Source organism: Amycolatopsis sp. NPDC050768, from assembly GCF_040654155.1.
Lineage (GTDB): Bacteria > Actinomycetota > Actinomycetes > Mycobacteriales > Pseudonocardiaceae > Amycolatopsis.
The window spans coordinates 119,461-137,128 of record NZ_JBFAHL010000011.1; the positions used below are offsets into that span (position 1 = coordinate 119,461).

10 protein-coding genes are annotated in these 17,668 nt (G+C 72.1%); 6 read left to right on the forward strand and 4 right to left on the reverse strand.

Translation table 11 applies throughout. The features are described from left to right. Window positions 1-6: 6 nt before the first annotated feature. Window positions 7-156 carry a LuxR C-terminal-related transcriptional regulator gene (locus AB0H62_RS29860; RefSeq protein WP_220243484.1) on the forward strand — a complete coding sequence of 50 codons (150 nt, stop codon included), beginning with the start codon at window positions 7-9 and terminating at the stop codon, window positions 154-156. 45 nt (window positions 157-201) lie between these two features. Beyond that, window positions 202-903: an MOSC N-terminal beta barrel domain-containing protein gene (locus AB0H62_RS29865; protein ID WP_255638369.1), complete on the forward strand. Its 702-nt coding sequence runs from the start codon at window positions 202-204 to the stop codon at window positions 901-903. 83 nt (window positions 904-986) lie between these two features. On the opposite strand, the gene AB0H62_RS29870 is transcribed toward AB0H62_RS29865, so the two are convergent. From AB0H62_RS29870 to AB0H62_RS29880, 3 genes are all read right to left on the reverse strand, one after another. Then, complete coding sequence (locus tag AB0H62_RS29870; protein ID WP_360589649.1) at window positions 987-1,946, reverse strand: NAD-dependent epimerase/dehydratase family protein; 960 nt, start codon at window positions 1,944-1,946, stop codon at window positions 987-989. 13 nt (window positions 1,947-1,959) lie between these two features. Continuing rightward, on the reverse strand, window positions 1,960-3,252 hold the full coding sequence (locus AB0H62_RS29875; RefSeq protein ID WP_360589651.1) for a nucleotide sugar dehydrogenase: 1,293 nt from the start codon (window positions 3,250-3,252) through the stop codon (window positions 1,960-1,962). Window positions 3,253-3,315: 63 nt separating this feature from the next. Then, window positions 3,316-3,999 (reverse strand): PIG-L family deacetylase, encoded by a 684-nt coding sequence (locus AB0H62_RS29880; protein ID WP_220243481.1) that lies wholly within the window; start codon window positions 3,997-3,999, stop codon window positions 3,316-3,318. A gap of 344 nt (window positions 4,000-4,343) precedes the next feature. Here AB0H62_RS29880 and AB0H62_RS29885 point away from each other — a divergent pair, with 344 nt between their 5' ends. Then, on the forward strand, window positions 4,344-15,248 hold the full coding sequence (locus AB0H62_RS29885; protein ID WP_360589654.1) for a type I polyketide synthase: 10,905 nt from the start codon (window positions 4,344-4,346) through the stop codon (window positions 15,246-15,248). A 51-nt stretch (window positions 15,249-15,299) separates the two neighbouring features. Here AB0H62_RS29885 and AB0H62_RS29890 read toward each other — a convergent pair whose 3' ends face one another. Further along, window positions 15,300-16,025, reverse strand: coding sequence for a TetR/AcrR family transcriptional regulator (locus AB0H62_RS29890; RefSeq protein ID WP_220243479.1), 726 nt, complete (start codon window positions 16,023-16,025; stop codon window positions 15,300-15,302). A 79-nt stretch (window positions 16,026-16,104) separates the two neighbouring features. Between AB0H62_RS29890 and AB0H62_RS29895 the strand changes: the two genes are divergently transcribed. The 3 genes from AB0H62_RS29895 (at window position 16,105) to AB0H62_RS29905 (ending at window position 17,653) form a co-directional block, all read left to right on the forward strand. After that, window positions 16,105-16,545: a hypothetical protein gene (locus AB0H62_RS29895; RefSeq protein ID WP_220243478.1), complete on the forward strand. Its 441-nt coding sequence runs from the start codon at window positions 16,105-16,107 to the stop codon at window positions 16,543-16,545. Window positions 16,546-16,700: 155 nt separating this feature from the next. Then, window positions 16,701-16,889, forward strand: a complete 189-nt coding sequence (locus AB0H62_RS29900; RefSeq protein WP_266118143.1) for a hypothetical protein — start codon at window positions 16,701-16,703, stop codon at window positions 16,887-16,889. Between the two features lie 5 nt (window positions 16,890-16,894). Continuing rightward, a complete protein-coding gene (locus AB0H62_RS29905) occupies window positions 16,895-17,653 on the forward strand; it encodes an ABC transporter ATP-binding protein (protein ID WP_360589902.1) in 759 nt (252 codons plus the stop codon). The last annotated feature ends 15 nt before the right edge of the window (window positions 17,654-17,668 follow it).

The following is a 17,668-nucleotide window of genomic DNA, read 5'->3' on the forward strand; positions in this document are numbered from 1 at the left end:
CCGGTGGTGCTGACCGAGATCGAGCTGCGGGTGGCGGACCTCGCCGCGCACGGCACGAGTGTCCCCGCGATCGCGGACCTGCTGGGAGTCTCCGCGAACGCGGTGGCCGACCACCTCACGGCCGTGTACCTCAAGCTCGGGCCGGCGGTGGCCTGAACTTCACGTGGGGGTGAGCGGGCCTCGGCCGGATAGGGTGAGGCGGTGCTGGGAGTGGTCGAGCGGCTGTGGCGGTATCCGATCAAGTCCACCGGCGGGGAGCGGCTGGACGACGTCGTGGTCGAGTCACGAGGGTTCGCGGGTGACCGCGGGTGGGCCGTGCGGGACGCCGACGGGAAGTTGGGGTCCGGCAAGAACACCCGCCGGTTCCGCCGCATGCCGGGGCTGCTCCTGCTGGGTTCCCGTTGTCCGGAGGGACTCGGCGAACCGCACCTGCTCGATCCGGCCGGACAGGCGGTGACCGACAGCGAAGCGTTTCTGCGGGCGTACCTGCGCCGTGACGACGTGGTGCTGGCACGCGAGGGAGAAGTGTCGCACTTCGACGAGTTGCCGCTGAGCGTGCTGACGACGGCGACCCTCGACTGGGCCCGGCGGGCCCTGCCCGGTGTGGCCGTCGACGAGCGCCGGTTCAGGCCGAACATCCTGCTGCGCACCCCGCCCGGCACCGCGCCCTTCGTCGAGGACGAGTGGCTCGGCGAAACCGCCGTGCTCGGCGGAGGAACGCTGATCGAGTTCGTTCGGTCCAGCGAACGCTGCGTCATGGTCAACGAGGCTCAGCCCGACCTGCCGCGATCCTCCCAGGTGCTCAAGACGATCGCCGCCGTGCACGACAACCGCCTCGGCGCGCTGGCCCGGGTACTCACCTCGGGCCGGGTGGCGCTCGGCGCCCCGCTCGCGTTTGCCTGACGTCGCGCACGTGAACACGACGAAGGCCACCAGGTGCGGAACCTGGTGGCCTTCGGTGCTGGTGAGTGGCGTGACGACGAGGGTCAAGCAGTGCGGTCGGCGACAACCGCGGCGATGATGTCGTCCAGCGTGCGGGTGGGGACGAAACCGATCTGGTTGTACGCGCGGGTGCAGTCGGGGATGCGGCGCTGCATGTCCTCGTAACCCTCGCCGTAGGCCTGCTCGTACGGGACCTTCGCGATGGTGCTCGTCGAGCCCGTCGCGGAGATCACGCGTTCGGCCAGCTGCGCGATGGTGGTCTGCTCGTTGCTGCCGAGGTTGAACACCTTGCCGTACGCGGTCTCGTCGGCGAGCAGGTCGATCAGGGCGGGCACGACGTCGTGCACGTGGCAGAAGCAGCGGGTCTGCTGGCCGTCGCCGAAGACGGTGATGGGTTCGCCCGCCAGGGCCTGCGTGACGAAGCGCGGGATGACCATGCCGTAGCGGCCGGTCTGGCGCGGGCCGACGGTGTTGAACGGGCGCACGATCACCGTGCGCAGGCCGTGCTCCTTGGCGTACAGGTAGGCGAACGTCTCGTCAAGCGCCTTGGCTTCGGCGTAGGACCAGCGGTTCTTCAGCGGCGAGCCGATGATGCGGTCGTCCTCTTCGGACAGTCCGTCGGCGGTGTTCTTGCCGTAGATCTCGCTCGTGGACGCCACGAGGATCGGGACGTCGTGGCGCAGCGCGGCGTCGAGCAGGTTCTCGGTGCCGTGCAGGTTGGTGCGCAGGCTCTCGAGCGTCTTGTCGAGGATGGTGAACACGCCGACCGCGGCGGCGAGGTGGAACACCGCGTCGACGCCGGCCATGCACGATTCGACGGCCGACGGGTCGGTCACGGAACCGCGGACGAAGCGGAAGCCGGGGTGCCCGGCCACGGCGGTGAGGTTGTCGAGGGTGCCGGTGCTGAGGTTGTCGAGTGCGACGACCTCGTCGCCGCGGGCCAGCAGGTGCTCGGTGAGGTGGGAGCCGATGAAGCCGGCGCCGCCGGTGATCAGGTAACGCACGTCAGGAGTCCTCTCAGTTCGCGAACAGCGTGCGGTCGAAGCGGTAGGTGGCGTCGATGACCGTGCCGCACTGGGCGAGCCACTCGTAGGAGTGCCCGGGCTGGATCGTGTGGATCAGGGCGACGTCCCAGTCGCCGCCGTTCGGGTCGATGACGTTGTCGAGCGAGCCACCCGTCACGCGGACGTTCGGAACGAGCGGGTCGTGGTAGCCGACCTTGGCGCCCTTCGCGGCCAGCAGGTCCAGGATGTCGAGCGCGGACGACGAGCGCACGTCCTGCACACCCGGCTTGTAGGTCACGCCGACGACGAGCACGCGGGTGCCGGACATGCCCTTGCCGTCGCGGGAAAGCGTGTTGAGCACGCGGTCCACGACCTGCTTCGGGCGCTCGGCGATCGCGTGCATGGCCTGCGTGACGAGCGGCGCGTTGCTCTGCGTCGCGCGCAGCTGCCACAGCAGGTAGTGCGGGTCGCACGGGATGCAGTGGCCGCCGACGCCGGGGCCGGGGTGGAAGGCCATGAACCCGTAGGGCTTGCTGGCGGCCGCGTCGATGACCTCGATGGGGTCGATGGCGAAGCCGTCGCTGATCTCCGCGAACTCGTTGGCCAGCGCGATGTTCACCGCGCGGAAGGTGTTCTCGAACAGCTTGGTCATCTCGGCCGTCTCCGGCGAGCTGACGCAGTGCACGGCCGGGGTCAGCACGTTGATCACGCGCTGCGCCATCGCGGTGCACACCGGCGTGACCCCGCCCAGCACGCGCGGCGTCTCGGCCTGCGTGTGCGTGACGTTGCCGGGGTCGATGCGCTCGGGGCTGGACGCGACGAAGATGTCACGACCGACGGTGAAGCCCTTGGCGGTCAACGGCTTCACCAGCAGCCGCTCCGCCGTGCCGACGTAGCTGGTCGAGGTGAGGATCAGCGTCTGGCCGGGCCGCGCGTGGGAGATCAGGGCGGCGCACGCGCTCTCCAGCGGGCCCAGGTCGGGCATCAGGTACTCGTCGAGCCCGGTCGGCACGCACACCAGCACCGCGTCGGCCTCGGCCATGCGCGCGGAGTCGGCGGTGAGCTGGAAGTCCTGCTGGTGCACGGCCTTCTCGAGCCGGCGGTGGTCGGACTCGATGAGGTCGACCTCGCACGAGCGGATGGCGTCGAGGCGGTTCTGCGACAGGTCGATGCCGATCACCTCGACGCCGCCGGCGTGCAGGCCGAGCGCCGTCGGCAGCCCGACGTAACCCATGCCGATCACGGCGACCGAGGTCAGTTTGGTGAGCTCGGAGGTGGTCCGGAATTCAGCGACAGTTGTGGTCATTTCTCGTCACCCGTTTCTTGCAGGGCAGGGTAAAGGCAGGAAAGAAGGCTGGGGAAAACGCGCTCAATGCACGATCCGCACGATTTCGAACGCCTCGGCGAGCCCCGCCGAGACCTGCGAGCCGCGGTATTCGGCCAGGGCGCGCACGCCGCGTTCGCTGCGGGGGCTGGGCCACGGCTCGAGCTCCTTGCCGTAGGCGCGCAGCGCGTCGATCTTGCGGTCGAGGTGCGACTCGTCGAGCAGCTGCCAGTAGTTCGGGCGGAACGCGTTGGGCAGCCCCGAAGCTTCTCCGACGTCGGTGGCGGAGCGGATCTCGAACGTGCGGACCTCCTTGACCGGCCCGCGGCCCGGCCGGCCCGCGACGCGAGCCGCGCGGCTTACCAGCGCGTGGTCGGTGGACAGGTCGCACATGCTGGTGGCGAACACCGTGTCCGGCTCGAACTCGCGGACCTCCTGCTCGACGACGCGGTTGAGGTCCAGGTGCCGTTCGGTGTCGAGGCGGTTGTCGCCGAACTCGTGGATGCTCACGCGCTCGATGCCGAGCGTCTTCGCGGCCAGCTCGATCGCGGCGGTGCGGTCGACGACACCGGTGCCGCTCACCGACCGCGAACCGTCGTCGTTGGTCAGGATGCAGAGCGACACGACGACGCCGTCGTCGGCGAGGCGGGCGATGGTGCCGCCGGCGCCGAGCGTCTCGTCGTCGCCGTGGGCCCCCACGACCAGAAGCTTCCGAATCTTCCTGTGCATAACCGATCCCCAGTCTCAGTCCAGCGGGCGAACCTCGGGCGAAAACGAGCGAGAGAATTGCTGTGAACGTGGGGAAAATCTGTCATCCGGCCGCCGCGACCGACAACCCCTAAAGACCGTCTAAAGCGGACCTTGGTGCCCGGCGGAGAGCCTGGTGCAGGGGCTCTTAGGGGTGGGTCCGGCCGCGCTCGCGCTTCTATCGTCGGCCTGTCTGGCCTTACCGATCCGGCCAAAAGTAGGCGGGGACTCGGCCGGGCGTTGCCGCATCGGGCAACTGTTCCCGCTGTGACTGTGGCCGGATCGGTACCAAACAACACAGCGTCACCGGGAAGGAACGAGGACACGTGGGCAACTCCGAAGAAAAACTGGTCGGTGCGCTCCGAGCCTCGGTGAAGGAAACCGAGCGGCTGCGCGAGAAGAACCGCCGGCTCACCGAGGCCGCGCGCGAGCCGATCGCGATCATCGGCATGGCCTGCCGGCTCCCGGGCGGCGCCGACACCCCGGAGGAGTTGTGGCGGCTGCTGGCCGGCGGCGTCGACGCCATCGGCGAGTTCCCGGCCGACCGCGGCTGGGACCTCGAGCGCCTCTACGACCCCAGCGGCGAACGCCCGGGCTCCAGCTACGTGCGCGAAGGCGGATTCCTGCACGACGCGCTGGACTTCGACGCCGACCTCTTCGGCATCAGCCCGCGTGAGGCCCTGCTGATGGACCCGCAACAGCGGCTGCTGCTCGAGACGTCGTGGGAGGCCTTCGAACGCGCCGGCATCGCGCCGCACTCGGTGAAGGGCAGCCCCACGGGCGTGTTCGCCGGCACGATGTACCACAACTACCAGGGCAGCTACGGCTCGTCGGGCGTGATCTCCGGGCGCCTGGCCTACACCTTCGGGCTCGAAGGACCCGCGGTCACGATCGACACCGCGTGCTCGTCCTCGCTCGTCGCGCTGCACCTCGCGGTTCAGGCCCTGCGCAGCGGCGAGTGCTCGCTCGCGCTGGCCGGCGGCGTTTCGGTGATGTCGACGCCGCGCACCTTCGTGGAGTTCTCGCTCGACGGCACGCTCGCCCGCAGCGCGCGCTGCCGCACGTTCGCCGACTCCGCCGACGGCACCGGCTGGTCCGAGGGCTGCGGCATGCTGCTCGTCGAGAAGCTCTCCGACGCGCGTCGCAACGGCCACCCCGTGCTCGCGATCGTGCGCGGCACCGCGATCAACCAGGACGGCGCCTCCAACGGCATGACCGCGCCCAACGGCCCGGCCCAGCAGCGCGTGATCCGCCAGGCCCTGGCCAACGCGCGGGTGAGCCCCGACGAGGTCGACGTGGTCGAGGCGCACGGCACGGCGACCAAGCTCGGTGACCCCATCGAGGCGCAGGCGCTGCTGGCGACCTACGGCCAAGACCGCTCCGAGCCGCTGTGGCTGGGGTCGATCAAGTCGAACGTCGGGCACACGCAGGCCGCGTCCGGTGTCGCCGGGGTGCTGAAGCTGGTGCTGGCGCTGAACAACGGCGTGCTGCCGAAGACGCTGCACGTCGACAAACCGACCCGGCACGTCGACTGGAGCGCCGGGCGCGTCGAGCTGCTGACCGAATCTCGGCCGTGGGAGCGAGGGGACCGGCCGCGTCGGGGTGCGGTGTCGTGCTTCGGACTGAGTGGCACCAACGCACACGTGATCCTCGAAGAGGCGCCGGAGCCCGAAGCCGCCGACGGGCCTTCGCGTGATGACGCGGCGGTGCCGTTCGTGCTGTCGGGGCGCACGCCGCAGTCGCTGCGGGATCAGGCCGCGCGGCTGGCGGAGCACCTGGTGGAGAACCCCGCGTTGCCGCTCGACGTGGCGCGCACGCTGGCCGTCGGCCGGACGCACCTCGACCACCGCGCCGCGGTGATCGGGCACACGCCCGGCGAGCTGCTGGCGGCGTTGACCGCGCTGGCGAACGGCGAGCCCGGTGGCGTCAGCGGGCTGGCGCGGGGTGAGGCGACGCTCGGGTTCCTGTTCTCCGGTCAGGGTTCGCAGCGCGTCGGCATGGGCGCTGAGCTTGCCGCGAAGTTCCCCGTGTTCGCCGAGGCTTACGCCGCCGCGTGCGAGGAGCTGGACCGGCGCCTGAACCGGCTGATCCGCGAGGTCGTGGCCGGTGACGCGGACGCGTTGGCGCGGACGGGGTACACGCAGGCCGCGCTGTTCGCGTTCGAGGTCGCGTTGTTCCGGCTGGTCGAGTCGTGGGGTCTGGTGCCGTACGCGGTGTGCGGGCACTCGATCGGCGAGCTGGCGGCCGCCCACTGCGCCGGCGTGTTCTCGCTGGCCGACGCGGCGAAGCTCGTCGCTGCTCGAGGCAAGCTGATGCAGGCGCTGCCCGCCGGCGGCGCGATGGTGGCGATCGAAGGCACGGCCGACGAGGTCGCGGAGCACGATCCCGAAGGGACGGTCGACGTCGCCGCGGTGAACGGGCCGCGGTCCGTGGTCATCTCCGGTGCGGAGGACGCCGTGCTCGCCGTGGCGGAGAAGTTTGCGGGGCGTCGCACGACGAAGCTGAAGGTGTCGCACGCGTTCCACTCGCGGCTGATGGAGCCGATGCTGGCCGAGTTCCGCGCGGTGGCCCGGAGCATCACCTACACCGAGCCCACGCTGTCGGTCATTTCCAGCGTCACTGGCGGTGAGGTGTTCGCCGAGCTGACGGATCCCGAGTACTGGGTGCGCAACGTGCACCGGCCGGTGCTGTTCGCCGACGCCGTGCGCGCGCTGTCGGCCGAGGGCGTGAACCGGTTCCTGGAGCTGGGCCCGGACGCGCCGCTGACGGCCGTCGTGCCGCAGTCCTCTTCGGACGGTTCCGTCGCGGTGGCCGCGCAGCGTCGGGACGTCGCCGAGGACGTCGCGCTGGTCACGGCGCTCGCGACCCTGCACGTCCGCGGGATCTCGCCCGACTGGGCGGCACACTTCGCCGCCCGCGGCGCCGCGCGCGCCGACCTGCCCACTTACGTCTTCCAGCACCAGCGCTACTGGCTGGAGGTCTCGTCCGACTCCGCTGACGTGACGTCGATGGGCCTCGACCCGGTCGACCACCCGCTGCTGGGCGCGGCGACGCTGCTCGCCGACGCCGAAGGTCTCGTCCTGTCCGGCCGGATCTCGGCCACCACGCACCCGTGGCTGAACGACCACGTCGTCGGCGGCGCGATCCTGTTGCCCGGTACGGCTTTCGTGGAGCTCGCCGTGCGCGCGGGCGACGAGGTCGGCTGCGGCCGTGTCCGGGACCTCACGCTGCACGCGCCGCTCGTCCTGCCGGAGAAGGGCGCCGCACGGATCCAGATCCGCGTGGGCGCTCCTGCCGCCGACGGTACGCGGCCGATCAGTGTCCACTCGCGACCCGACGACCTGTCCACGGCGAGCGCGTGGACCCGCCACGCCGACGGCACGCTCGCCCCGAGTTCCGCAGGCGCCGCGTTCGACCTCAGCGCGTGGCCGCCGGCCGGCGCCGAGGTGATCGACCTCGACGGGATGTACGACCTGTTGGCCGACCACGGCATGGCCTACGGCCCGGTCTTCCGCGGCCTGCGTGCCGCGTGGCGCAGTGGTGACGACGTCTTCGCCGAGGTCGCGCTGCCCGAGCAGGACCGCATGAGCGCGGAGGCGTTCGGCCTGCACCCCGCGGCGTTCGACGCGACTCTGCACGCCGTGGGCCTCAGCAGCGCGGCCGGTGAAGGCACGACGCTGCCGTACGCGTGGTCCGATGTGGAGCTTCACGCGGCCGGTGCTTCGGCGCTGCGGGTGCAGGTCCACCCGACGGGCGAGCAGACCGTGGAGCTCCGGCTCGCGGACACCAGCGGCGCGCCGGTCGCCCGCGTCGGCGGCCTGACGCTGCGCCGGATCAGCGAGGAGCAGCTCGCGGCCGCGCGCTCGACACCGAGCAGCACCGACTCGCTGTACGCCCTCGACTGGGTCTCCACAACACTGCCCGAAGCGAGCAGCACCGACTACACCGTGTACGAAGCCGGCACCGGCAACGACGCGGAGAGCGCCCGGGCGGCTGTCCACAGTGCACTGGCGGAGCTGCAGTCGACGGCCGAGGACAAGCTGGTCGTGGTGACTCGCGGCGATCTCGCCGGTGCCGCCGTCGCCGGTCTCATCCGCTCGGCGCAGGTCGAGAACCCCGGCCGGATCGTGCTGGTCGAAGGCGAGCCCACCCCGGAGCAACTCGCCGCGATCGCGGTGGCCGACGAGACGGCCGTGCGCGTGTCCGGCGACGACGTGCGCGTGCCGCGGCTGGCCCGCGCGGTGCCGGAGCCGGCCGAACCCGTGGACTGGGCGGCCGGGACGGTGCTGCTCAGCGGCGGCACCGGCGCGCTGGGCCGGATCGTCGCGACGCACCTGGCTCAGCAGGGCGCGAAGAAGCTCCTGCTGGTCAGCCGCCGCGGCAAGAAGGCGCCGGGTGTCGCCGAGCTGGTCGCGCAGCTGGCCGAGCTGGGTGCCGAGGCCACCGTGGCCGCGTGCGACCTCGCCAACGCGGCCGCCGTGAAACGGCTGCTGAAGAAGCACCCGGTCCACGCCGTGGTCCACGCGGCCGGCGTCCTCGACGACGGCGTGCTGCCCTCGCTCACGCCCGAGCGCATCGACGGTGTCTTCGACCCCAAGGCTCTCGCCGCCTGGCACCTGCACGAGCTGGCCGGCGACGTCGCCGCGTTCGTCACGTTCTCCTCGGCCGCAGGCGTGCTCGGCGCACCCGGCCAGGCCAACTACGCCGCCGCCAACGCCTTCCTCGACGCCCTCGCCGCCCACCGCCGGGCCGAAGGCAAGCCGGCGCACTCGCTGGCCTGGGGCATGTGGGAGTCGGCCGCGGGCATGGCCGGCGAGACGCACGGCAAGCGCGGCCTCGGCGCGTTCACGGCGGAGGAGGGCCTCGCGCTCTTCGACGCGGCCGTCGGCTCGGCCGGTGACGTGTTCGTGCCGATCAAGCTCGACCTGCCCGCGTGGCGCGAGGCGGGCGGCGTGCCCGACCTCCTGCGCGGCCTCGTCCCGGCGGCGCGGCGCACGGTCTCCGACCGCGAGGCGGGCGCGGACTCCCTGCTGGGCAAGCTGATCCGGCTGCCCGCGGACAAGCGGCTCGACCACCTGCGTGAGCTGGTCATCGCCCACGCGGCCGCGGTGCTCGGGCACGGTTCGGCCGACGTCGTCGACGCCGACCGCGCGTTCAAGGACCTCGGGTTCGACTCGCTCACCGCGGTCGAGCTGCGCAACACGCTCAACGAGGCCACCGGTCTCAGCCTCACGGCCACGCTCGTCTTCGACTACCCGACCGCGGGCGACCTGGCCGCGCACCTGCACGAATCGCTGCTCGGCGGCCTCGGGGACGCTGCCGAGCCCGAGCAGACCGTCGTCACCCTCGGTGCCGATGAACCCATCGCCATCGTCGGCATGGCCTGCCGCTTCCCCGGCGGCGTGCGCACGCCCGAGGAGTTCTGGCAGCTCGTCGCGAACGGCGGCGACGGCACGTCGCGCTTCCCCGAGGACCGTGCGTGGGACCTCGACTACTGGCTCGGGATGTCGGCAGCCGCGGGAAAGGAGCCCAACGGCGGCTTCGTCACCGACGCCACCGACTTCGACGCCGGCTTCTTCGGCATCAGCCCCAACGAAGCCGTGATGATGGACCCGCAGCAGCGCATGCTGCTCGAGGCCGTGTGGGAAGCGTGCGAGTCGGCAGGCATCAACCCGTTGTCGCTCAAGGGAACCGACACCGGCGTGTTCGCCGGCGTGATGCAGTCGGACTACGACCCGGGCCCGCTCGGCACGCTCGCGCACAACGGCCTGTTCCGCGGCTCCGGCGCACTCGGCAGCGTGGTCTCGGGCCGCGTCGCCTACACCTACGGGCTGGAGGGCCCGGCCGTCTCGGTCGACACCGCGTGCTCGTCTTCGCTGGTGGCCCTGCACCTCGCGATCCAGGCGCTGCGCCAGGGCGACTGCTCACTCGCCCTCGCGGGCGGCGTGTCCGCGCTCGTCTCACCGGAACCGTTCGTGCACTTCGACAACAGCGGCACGGCCTCCGACGGGCGCACGAAGGCGTTCTCGGCCGCGGCCGACGGCGTGGGCTGGGCCGAGGGTGTGGGCCTGCTCGTGGTCGAGCGCCTCGCCGACGCGCAGCGCAACGGCCACGAGGTCCTGGCGGTGGTCCGCGCGAGCGCGGTCAACCAGGACGGCGCGTCCAACGGCCTCACCGCGCCCAACGGGCCTTCTCAGGAACGCGTGATCCGCCGCGCGCTCAAGCTCGCGGGGCTGACCGGCGCGGACGTCGACGTCGTGGAGGGCCACGGCACCGGCACCACGCTGGGCGACCCGATCGAAGCCAACGCGTTGCTCGCCACCTACGGCCGCGAGCGCCCGGCCGACGACCCGCTGTGGCTCGGCTCGGTGAAGTCGAACATCGGGCACACGCAGGCCGCCGCGGGTGCGGCCGGGGTCATCAAGATGATCCTGGCCATGCGGCACGGCGAGCTGCCGATGACCCGCCACGGCGACGACCCGTCGCCGCACGTCGACTGGTCGCCGGGCACCGTGCGGCTGCTCGCCGAGACGATCCCGTGGCCCGAGCGGGACCGTCCGCGCCGCGCCGCCGTTTCGGCCTTCGGGTACAGCGGCACCAACGCCCACGTGATCGTGGAGCAGGCGCCGCCCGTCGCCGAGCCCGAGCCGGTGCGGGCCGCCGGTGAGCGTGGCTCGGCTCTTCCGCCGTGGCTGCTCACCGCGCGCACGCAGGAAGCCTTGCCGCTGCAGGCTGCCGCTCTTCTGGCACACCTTGAAGAGCGCCCGGACCTGGACCCGCTCGACGTCGGGTTCTCGCTGGCCGTGCGCGAACCGGTGCTGTCCTACCGCGCGGCCGTGGCCGGCGACGATCGGGCCGAACTGGTGGCGGGCCTCGCCGCGCTCGCCGCGGGGGAGGACTCGGCGGCCGTCGTGCGCGGCATCGCCCGCGGCGGGACGACCGCGTTCCTCTTCCCGGGGCAGGGCACGCAACGGCCGGGGATGGGCCGCGAGCTGTGCGCCGCGTTCCCGGTGTTCGAGCACGCCTTCAGCCAGGCGAGCGTGTTGTTCGACGACCACCTCGGCCGCTCGCTGCGTGAGGTGATGTTCGCCGAAGAGGGCTCGGTCGACGCGCAGCTGCTCGACCGCACGGCGTTCACGCAGGCCGCGCTGTTCACCGTGCAGGTGGCGCTCTACCGGCTGGTCGAGTCGTGGGGCCTGCGGCCAGGGGTATTGCTGGGCCACTCCGTCGGCGAGATCGCCGCCGCGCACGTGGCCGGCGTGCTGTCGCTCAAGGACGCGGCGAAGCTCGTCGCGCACCGCGGGCAGCTCATGCAGGAGCTCTCCGGCGGTGCGGTGTTCGCGGTCGAAGCCGACGAAGCCGAGGTGACGCCGCTGCTCACCCCGGCCTGCGGCATCGCCGCGATCAACGGCCCGCGCTCGCTCGTGGTCTCCGGCGCCGAAACCGACGTGCTGGGCATCGCCGAGCACTTCCAGGCGGAAGGCCGGCGCACCAAGCGGCTCGCGATCAGCCAGGCCATCCACTCGCCGCTGCTCGACGAGATCCTCGACGAGCTGCGCGAGATCGCCGAAGAGCTCACCTACGAGCCGGCCCGGCTCCCCGTGGTGTCCACCGTGGACGGTGCGGTCGTCGACCCGGAGCGCTGGTGCGACCCGGAGTACTGGGTGGCGAACTGCCGCCGGTCCGTGCGGTTCCTCGACGGCGTGCGGGCACTGGAGGAGTTCGGTGCCGCGCGGTACGTGGAGCTGGGCACCGACGGCACGCTCGCAGCGATGACGCAGACCTGCCTCGCCGGCGACCCGCGTGACGTCGTGGTGATCCCGCTGCGCGCCAAAGCCCAGGGCGAGCTGCGGGGTGCGCAACTGGCCGCCGGCCGGTTCTTCGCGCACGGCCTCGGTCTCGCGCCCGCAAGGCTGTTCCGCGGCGCCGAGCAGGTGCCGCTGCCGCCGTACGCCTTCTGCCGCACGCGGTTCTGGCCCGAGGTGGACATGGAGGCCCTGCACGCCACCGGTGACCTGGTGACGACCGGGCTCGACGCGACGGAGCACCCGGTCGTGGCCGCGTCGCTGACGGTGGCCGGGTCCGCGCAGGTGGTGCTGACCGGCCAGGTGTCGGTGCACACGCACCCGTGGCTGGCCGACCACACCGTCGGCGGCGCGATCCTGTTCCCGGGCGCGGCTTTCGTCGAGCTGGCCGTGCGGGCCGGGGACGAAGCCGGCTGCCCGCGGATCGACGAGCTCACGCTGGAGGCGCCGCTCGTGCTGCCCGAGCTCGGCAAGGTGCGGCTGCAGGTGGTCGTGGACGAGCCGGACGGCTCGGGTCGCCGCGCCGTGTCGGTGTTCTCGCAGGCCGACGCCGCCGAGCCGTGGGTGCGCCACGCCGCCGGGGTGCTCGCTCCCGAGACGGGGGCCGAGCCCGCCGGGCTGTCCGTCTGGCCGCCTGCGGGTGCGGAACCCGTTGAGCTGGACGGGTTCTACGAAGGCTTCGCGGCCGCAGGCCTCGGTTACGGGCCGGCGTTCCAGGGGCTCACGGCCGCCTGGGTATCGGGTGCCGAGGTATTCGCGGAGGTTGTGCTGGAGGACCCGGCCGCCGAGCGGTTCGGGTTGCACCCGGCCGCGCTCGACGCGTCGCTGCACGCCATCGGGCTCGCCGAGAGCGTGACGGTCGAGGGCGGGCTGCCGTTCGCGTGGACCGGCGTGCGGCTGCACGCGGTGGGCGCGAGCCGGCTACGGGTGCGGATCACGCCGCTGGCCGCGGACTCCGTGGCGATCGAGCTGGCCGACCAGACCGGGCGTCCGGTCGCGTCGGTGGACTCGCTGGTGCTGCGGGCGGGTGCCGGTGGCACGGCGGTCACGCGGGCGCCGGAGTCGCTGTTCGGCTGGGCCTGGTTGCCCGTGCCGGTGGCCGGTGGTGCGGACGTGCCCGCGCTGTTCCCGAGCCTGGACGCGGTGCTTGCCACCGGGCCGGTGCCGGACGTCGTGGTGCTCGATCGCCGTACCTCGGCTGTTGTCGGCGACGCGCTGGAGGATGTGCAGAACTGGCTTTCGCGGCCTGAGTTCGCGGCGGCCACGCTGGTCGTGCTCACCAGCGGTGCGGTGGCGCGCGAAGGTGGTGAGGACGTCACGGATCTCGGCGGGGCCGCGCTGTGGGGCCTGGTGCGCGTGGCGCAGTCGGAGAACCCGGACCGGTTCGTGCTCGTCGACACCGACGAGGCTTCGCTGAGCTTGCTGCCGGGTCTTCCCGGCTCCGGAGAACCGCAGTTCGTGCTCCGCTCGGGCGTTGCGTACGCAGGGCGGCTCACGCGGCCGGCACCGTCGGCCGAGCCGGAGGCCGCGTTCGGTCCTGAGGGGACGACGCTCGTCACCGGGGCGACCGGTGCGATCGGTTCGCAGCTCGTGCGGCACCTGGTGACCGAACATGGCGTGCGGCGGCTGGTGCTCGTGAGCCGGCGAGGCTCGGCTTCCGGCCTGGTCGACGAGCTGACCGAGCTGGGTGCTTCGGTGACCGTCGCGGCCTGCGACGCCGCCGACGAAACCGCGCTGGCCGAAGTGCTCGCCGCGATCCCGGCCGAGCACCCGCTGACCGCGGTGGTGCACCTGGCCGCCGTCGTCGACGACGCGACAGTGCCGTCGCTGACCCGCGAGCGCCTCTCGGCGGTGCTGCGGCCGAAGGCCGACGCGGCGCTGAACCTGCACCGGCTCACGGAAGGCCTGGATCTCTCGGCGTTCGTGCTCTTCTCCTCCGTCGCCGGGCTGCTCGGCAACGCGGGCCAGGGCAGCTACGCCGCGGCCAACACGTTCCTCGACGGCCTCGCCGCGCACCGGCGGTTCCGCGGGCTGCCCGCGCAGTCGCTCGCGTGGGGTCTGTGGGAGAACGCCGGACTCTCCGATACCGACCGAGACCGGTTGGTGCGCAACGGAATCTCGCCTCTGTCCACTGAGGAAGGAATGGCGCTGTTCGACGCCGCCCTCGCGCGGCCGGAGGCTCTGCTCGTGCCGATGAAGGTGCTCACCGGCGACTCCGAAGACGTGCCGCCGGTGTTCCGCGCGCTCGTCACGCCTTCACGGCGCACGGCGTCGCGGGCCGCGAGCGACTCGGAGGGGCTGAAGCAGCGGCTGGCCGGGCTCGAACCGCTGCAGCGCGAACGGGCCGTGCTGGACCTGATCCTGGACCGGACGGCGGCGCTGCTCGGGTACGCCGGCGGCACCGCGATCGACGCGTCGCGGCACTTCCTGGAGTCGGGCCTCGACTCGCTCACGGCCGTCGAACTGCGCAACGGCCTCAACGACGACACGGGGCTGCGCTTGCCGGCCACGGTGGTGTTCGACCATCAGACCCCGGCCGGCCTGGCCACGCACCTGCTGTCCGAACTGGACACCACGGTCGCGGCTCCGGCGGAGGACGATTCCCTGCAGGAGCTCTTCGCCGACGCGGTCCGGGCCGGCCGGGTACAGGACGGGCTGAGCATGCTGGGCGCGGTCGCGAACCTGCGTCCCGCGTTCACCTCACCCGCCGACGTCGACCGGCTGCCCGCACCGGTGCGGCTGAAGGAGGGTTCGGCGGCCACACAGCTGTTCTGCTTCGCGACGCCGGTCGCGACGGGCGGGGTGTACCAGTACGCGAAGCTCGCCGCCGGCTTCCCCGGCGACCACGAGCTCCACGCGGTGCCGATGCCGGGCTTCCTGCCCGGCGAGGCGCTGCCGTCGACCCCGGAGGCGATCGTCGAGGTCCTCGCGGAGAGTCTGCGCAAGGCGGCGGGCGATCGTCCGTTCGCGCTGCTGGGCTACTCGTCGGCGGGCATCCTCGTCCACGCCGTCGCCGAAACTCTGGAACGCACGGGCACCCCGGCCGCCGGCGCCGTGCTCCTGGACACCTACGTGATCCACGAAGGCGTGGGTGAAGACGTCCGCGCCAGCGAGGAGGCCGCCGCGGACCTCGCGAAGGGCATGCTGCGCCACGAATCGCAGTACGGTTCCTTCGACCGTACGAAGCTCACGGCGATGGCCCGCTACATGGACCTGCTGCCGCAGATCACCGTCGCGGACCTCGCCACGCCGTCGCTGCTCGTGCGGCCCACGGATCCCTTCGACCCGGCCGCCACGACGTGGCAGACCACCTGGTCCCACGCGGGCACCACCCGCACCGTCCCGGGCCACCACTTCACCCTCATCGACACCGACGCCCCGACCACCGCCCACGCCGTCTCGGAGTGGCTCACCGAACTCGCGTGACCCCCTGCTCCCGGCCGGGTGCCCTCGATGCCCCGGCCGGGAGTTCTTTCGTCAGCGGGTCTCGGCGAACCCCGACACCCCGGCGACGACGTGGTCGAGGCCGGCCTCGAGGAAAGCTTCCGCCTCCGGTTGTGTTGCGGGGTACTGGCCTTCCGCGACCAGGCCGGCCAGGTGCGTCGAGCCGAGGCGGTCGAGGTGGGGCAGCAGGTGATCGCGCACAGCGGCGGCCTCCCCCGGGCCGGCCGGGGTCGCGAGGCGCGCGGCGGCCGCGTGGGCGAAGCCCGTCACCATCGTGACGCAGCCGAGGAGGTGTCCTTTGTGGACGCCGGCGCGGGTGAGGGCGGCCAGGAGGAGCTCGGTCCACGCCAGGCGGTTCGGCGTGATCGCGTCGCCGCTGCGCGGCAGGTCCAGCAGCCACGGGCGGGTCAGCAGCCGGTCGACGACGGCGCGAGCCCAGGCCCGTACGTCGGCGCGCCAGTCGCCGGAGGCGACCAAAGCCTGCGGCGGTGGGCCCCAGCCGGCGTCGGCGAGCAGCACCGTCAGCTCCTCTTTCGAGCTGACGTAGCGGTACAGCGCGTTGGTCGTCACGCCGATCTCGTGCGCGATGTTCGGCAGGGAGGCGCCCGCGGCGCCCTCGGCGTCAGCGAGTTCCACGGCCGCTGCGACGATCTGTTCGACGGTGTGCGCGGGCCGCGGTCCGCGCCGCGGCGGCGGGGCGCCGCCCCAGGCGAGTGTGAGCCCCGGGGGCCGTTCGGGTGTCGTGTCCCTGTCCAGCATGGTCCGCATCTTCCCTGGCGAGTACTCCGGCAGTAAACTGTGAGAGTCTTGCACTGATTCGGGCGGAGGGCGAGCGGACGTGATCGAGACCAAGCCGGTGGCTTCGGCCATCGGCAGGCTGCTGTGGCCGGAGCGTACGCAGGTCACTGAGCTGGACCGCAAGCTCGCGGTCACGCGGATCGAGCACGCACGAGATGAGGGGCAGTACGACGAAGCCGAGGCGGCGCAACGGCTCGCCCGGGTCGAATCGGCCGGTGACTACGCCACGTTGACCGCCGGGGTGGCCGGCCGCGCGGAAGCCGCGGTGCCGGCGATCCTGCAGGCCGCGCCGCGGGTTGCTGCTGCCGTGTGGGCCGTGGCGAGCGTGGTCAACGTGCTGGTCTACCTGATCCTCGGCCTGGTCAGCGGCCACTGGGACGGCCCGTGGCCGATCTGGCCCGTGCTCGGCGGCGGCCTGATCGTGCTCGGCCTGTGGTCCACCCGTGAGCGCGACCGCCGAATGCGCCTCGCCGGCGAGTGACGCGCAACCCCTGACCTGGCGAAAAGGGTCCTGGGTTCCCCTTGGCGAACTGGTCCGCTAAACTGTGCAAGCCATACACAGTTCAACGATCGGGGGCCGAGATGGCCGAAACGACAGACAGTTCGACGGCCGGGGGGCGCACCACCGCTCTGAAGGTGGTGGCGATCGTGTGGCTGGTAGCCACCGGTGTGCACCTGCTGATCTGGCTGATCATGTGTGCCGTCACGCTGAGCCTGAACCACTCGCCGTTCTTTATCTGGCCGCTCATCGGCGGCGCCGTGATCGTGGTGCCCTGGTGGCTCGCGGTCCGCGGCCGGTCGAAGGAGAGGGCCACCCGGTCATGACGACGATGACGGCCACCGGATCGCCCGTCCGGCTTGACTCGGTGAACAAGACCTACGGGCGCGGGGAGAACGAGGTCGTCGCGCTCGCCGGCGTCAGCGTCGACTTCCCGCGCGGCAGCTTCACCGCGGTGATGGGCCCGTCGGGTTCCGGCAAGAGCACGCTGCTGCACTGTGCGGCGGGCCTCGACCGGCCCGACTCGGGCAGCGTCACGCTCGTCGGCACGGACCTCAAGGGCAAGAGCGAGACGCAGCTGACGGAGCTGCGGCGCGAACACGTGGCGTTCGTGTTCCAGTCGTTCAACCTCATGCCGGCGCTCAACGTCGAGGAGAACATCACACTGCCGATGCTGCTCGCCGGTCGTGAACCGGACCGGGCGTGGATCGCGCAGGTCGTGGAGCGGGTCGGGCTCACGCACCGCGTGAAGCACCGTCCCGGTGAGCTTTCCGGCGGCCAGCAGCAGCGCGTGGCGATCGCCCGCGCGCTCGCGGGCCGGTCGGAGGTGACGTTCGCCGACGAGCCGACCGGCGCGCTCGACACGAGCACCGCGCTCGAGGTGCTCGGCCTGCTGCGCGAGCTCGCCGACGCCGGCCAGACCATCGTGATGGTCACCCACGACCCGGTCGCGGCTTCCTTCGCCGACACGGTTCTGTTCCTTGTGGACGGTCAGATCGTGACGCGCATGGCCGCCCCGGCCGTGGAAGCCGTGGCCGGTGAGCTGGCGCGCCTCGGCGCCCAGGCCAAGCTGGCGAGGGGGCAGCAGTGAGCCCGCGGCGCGTGG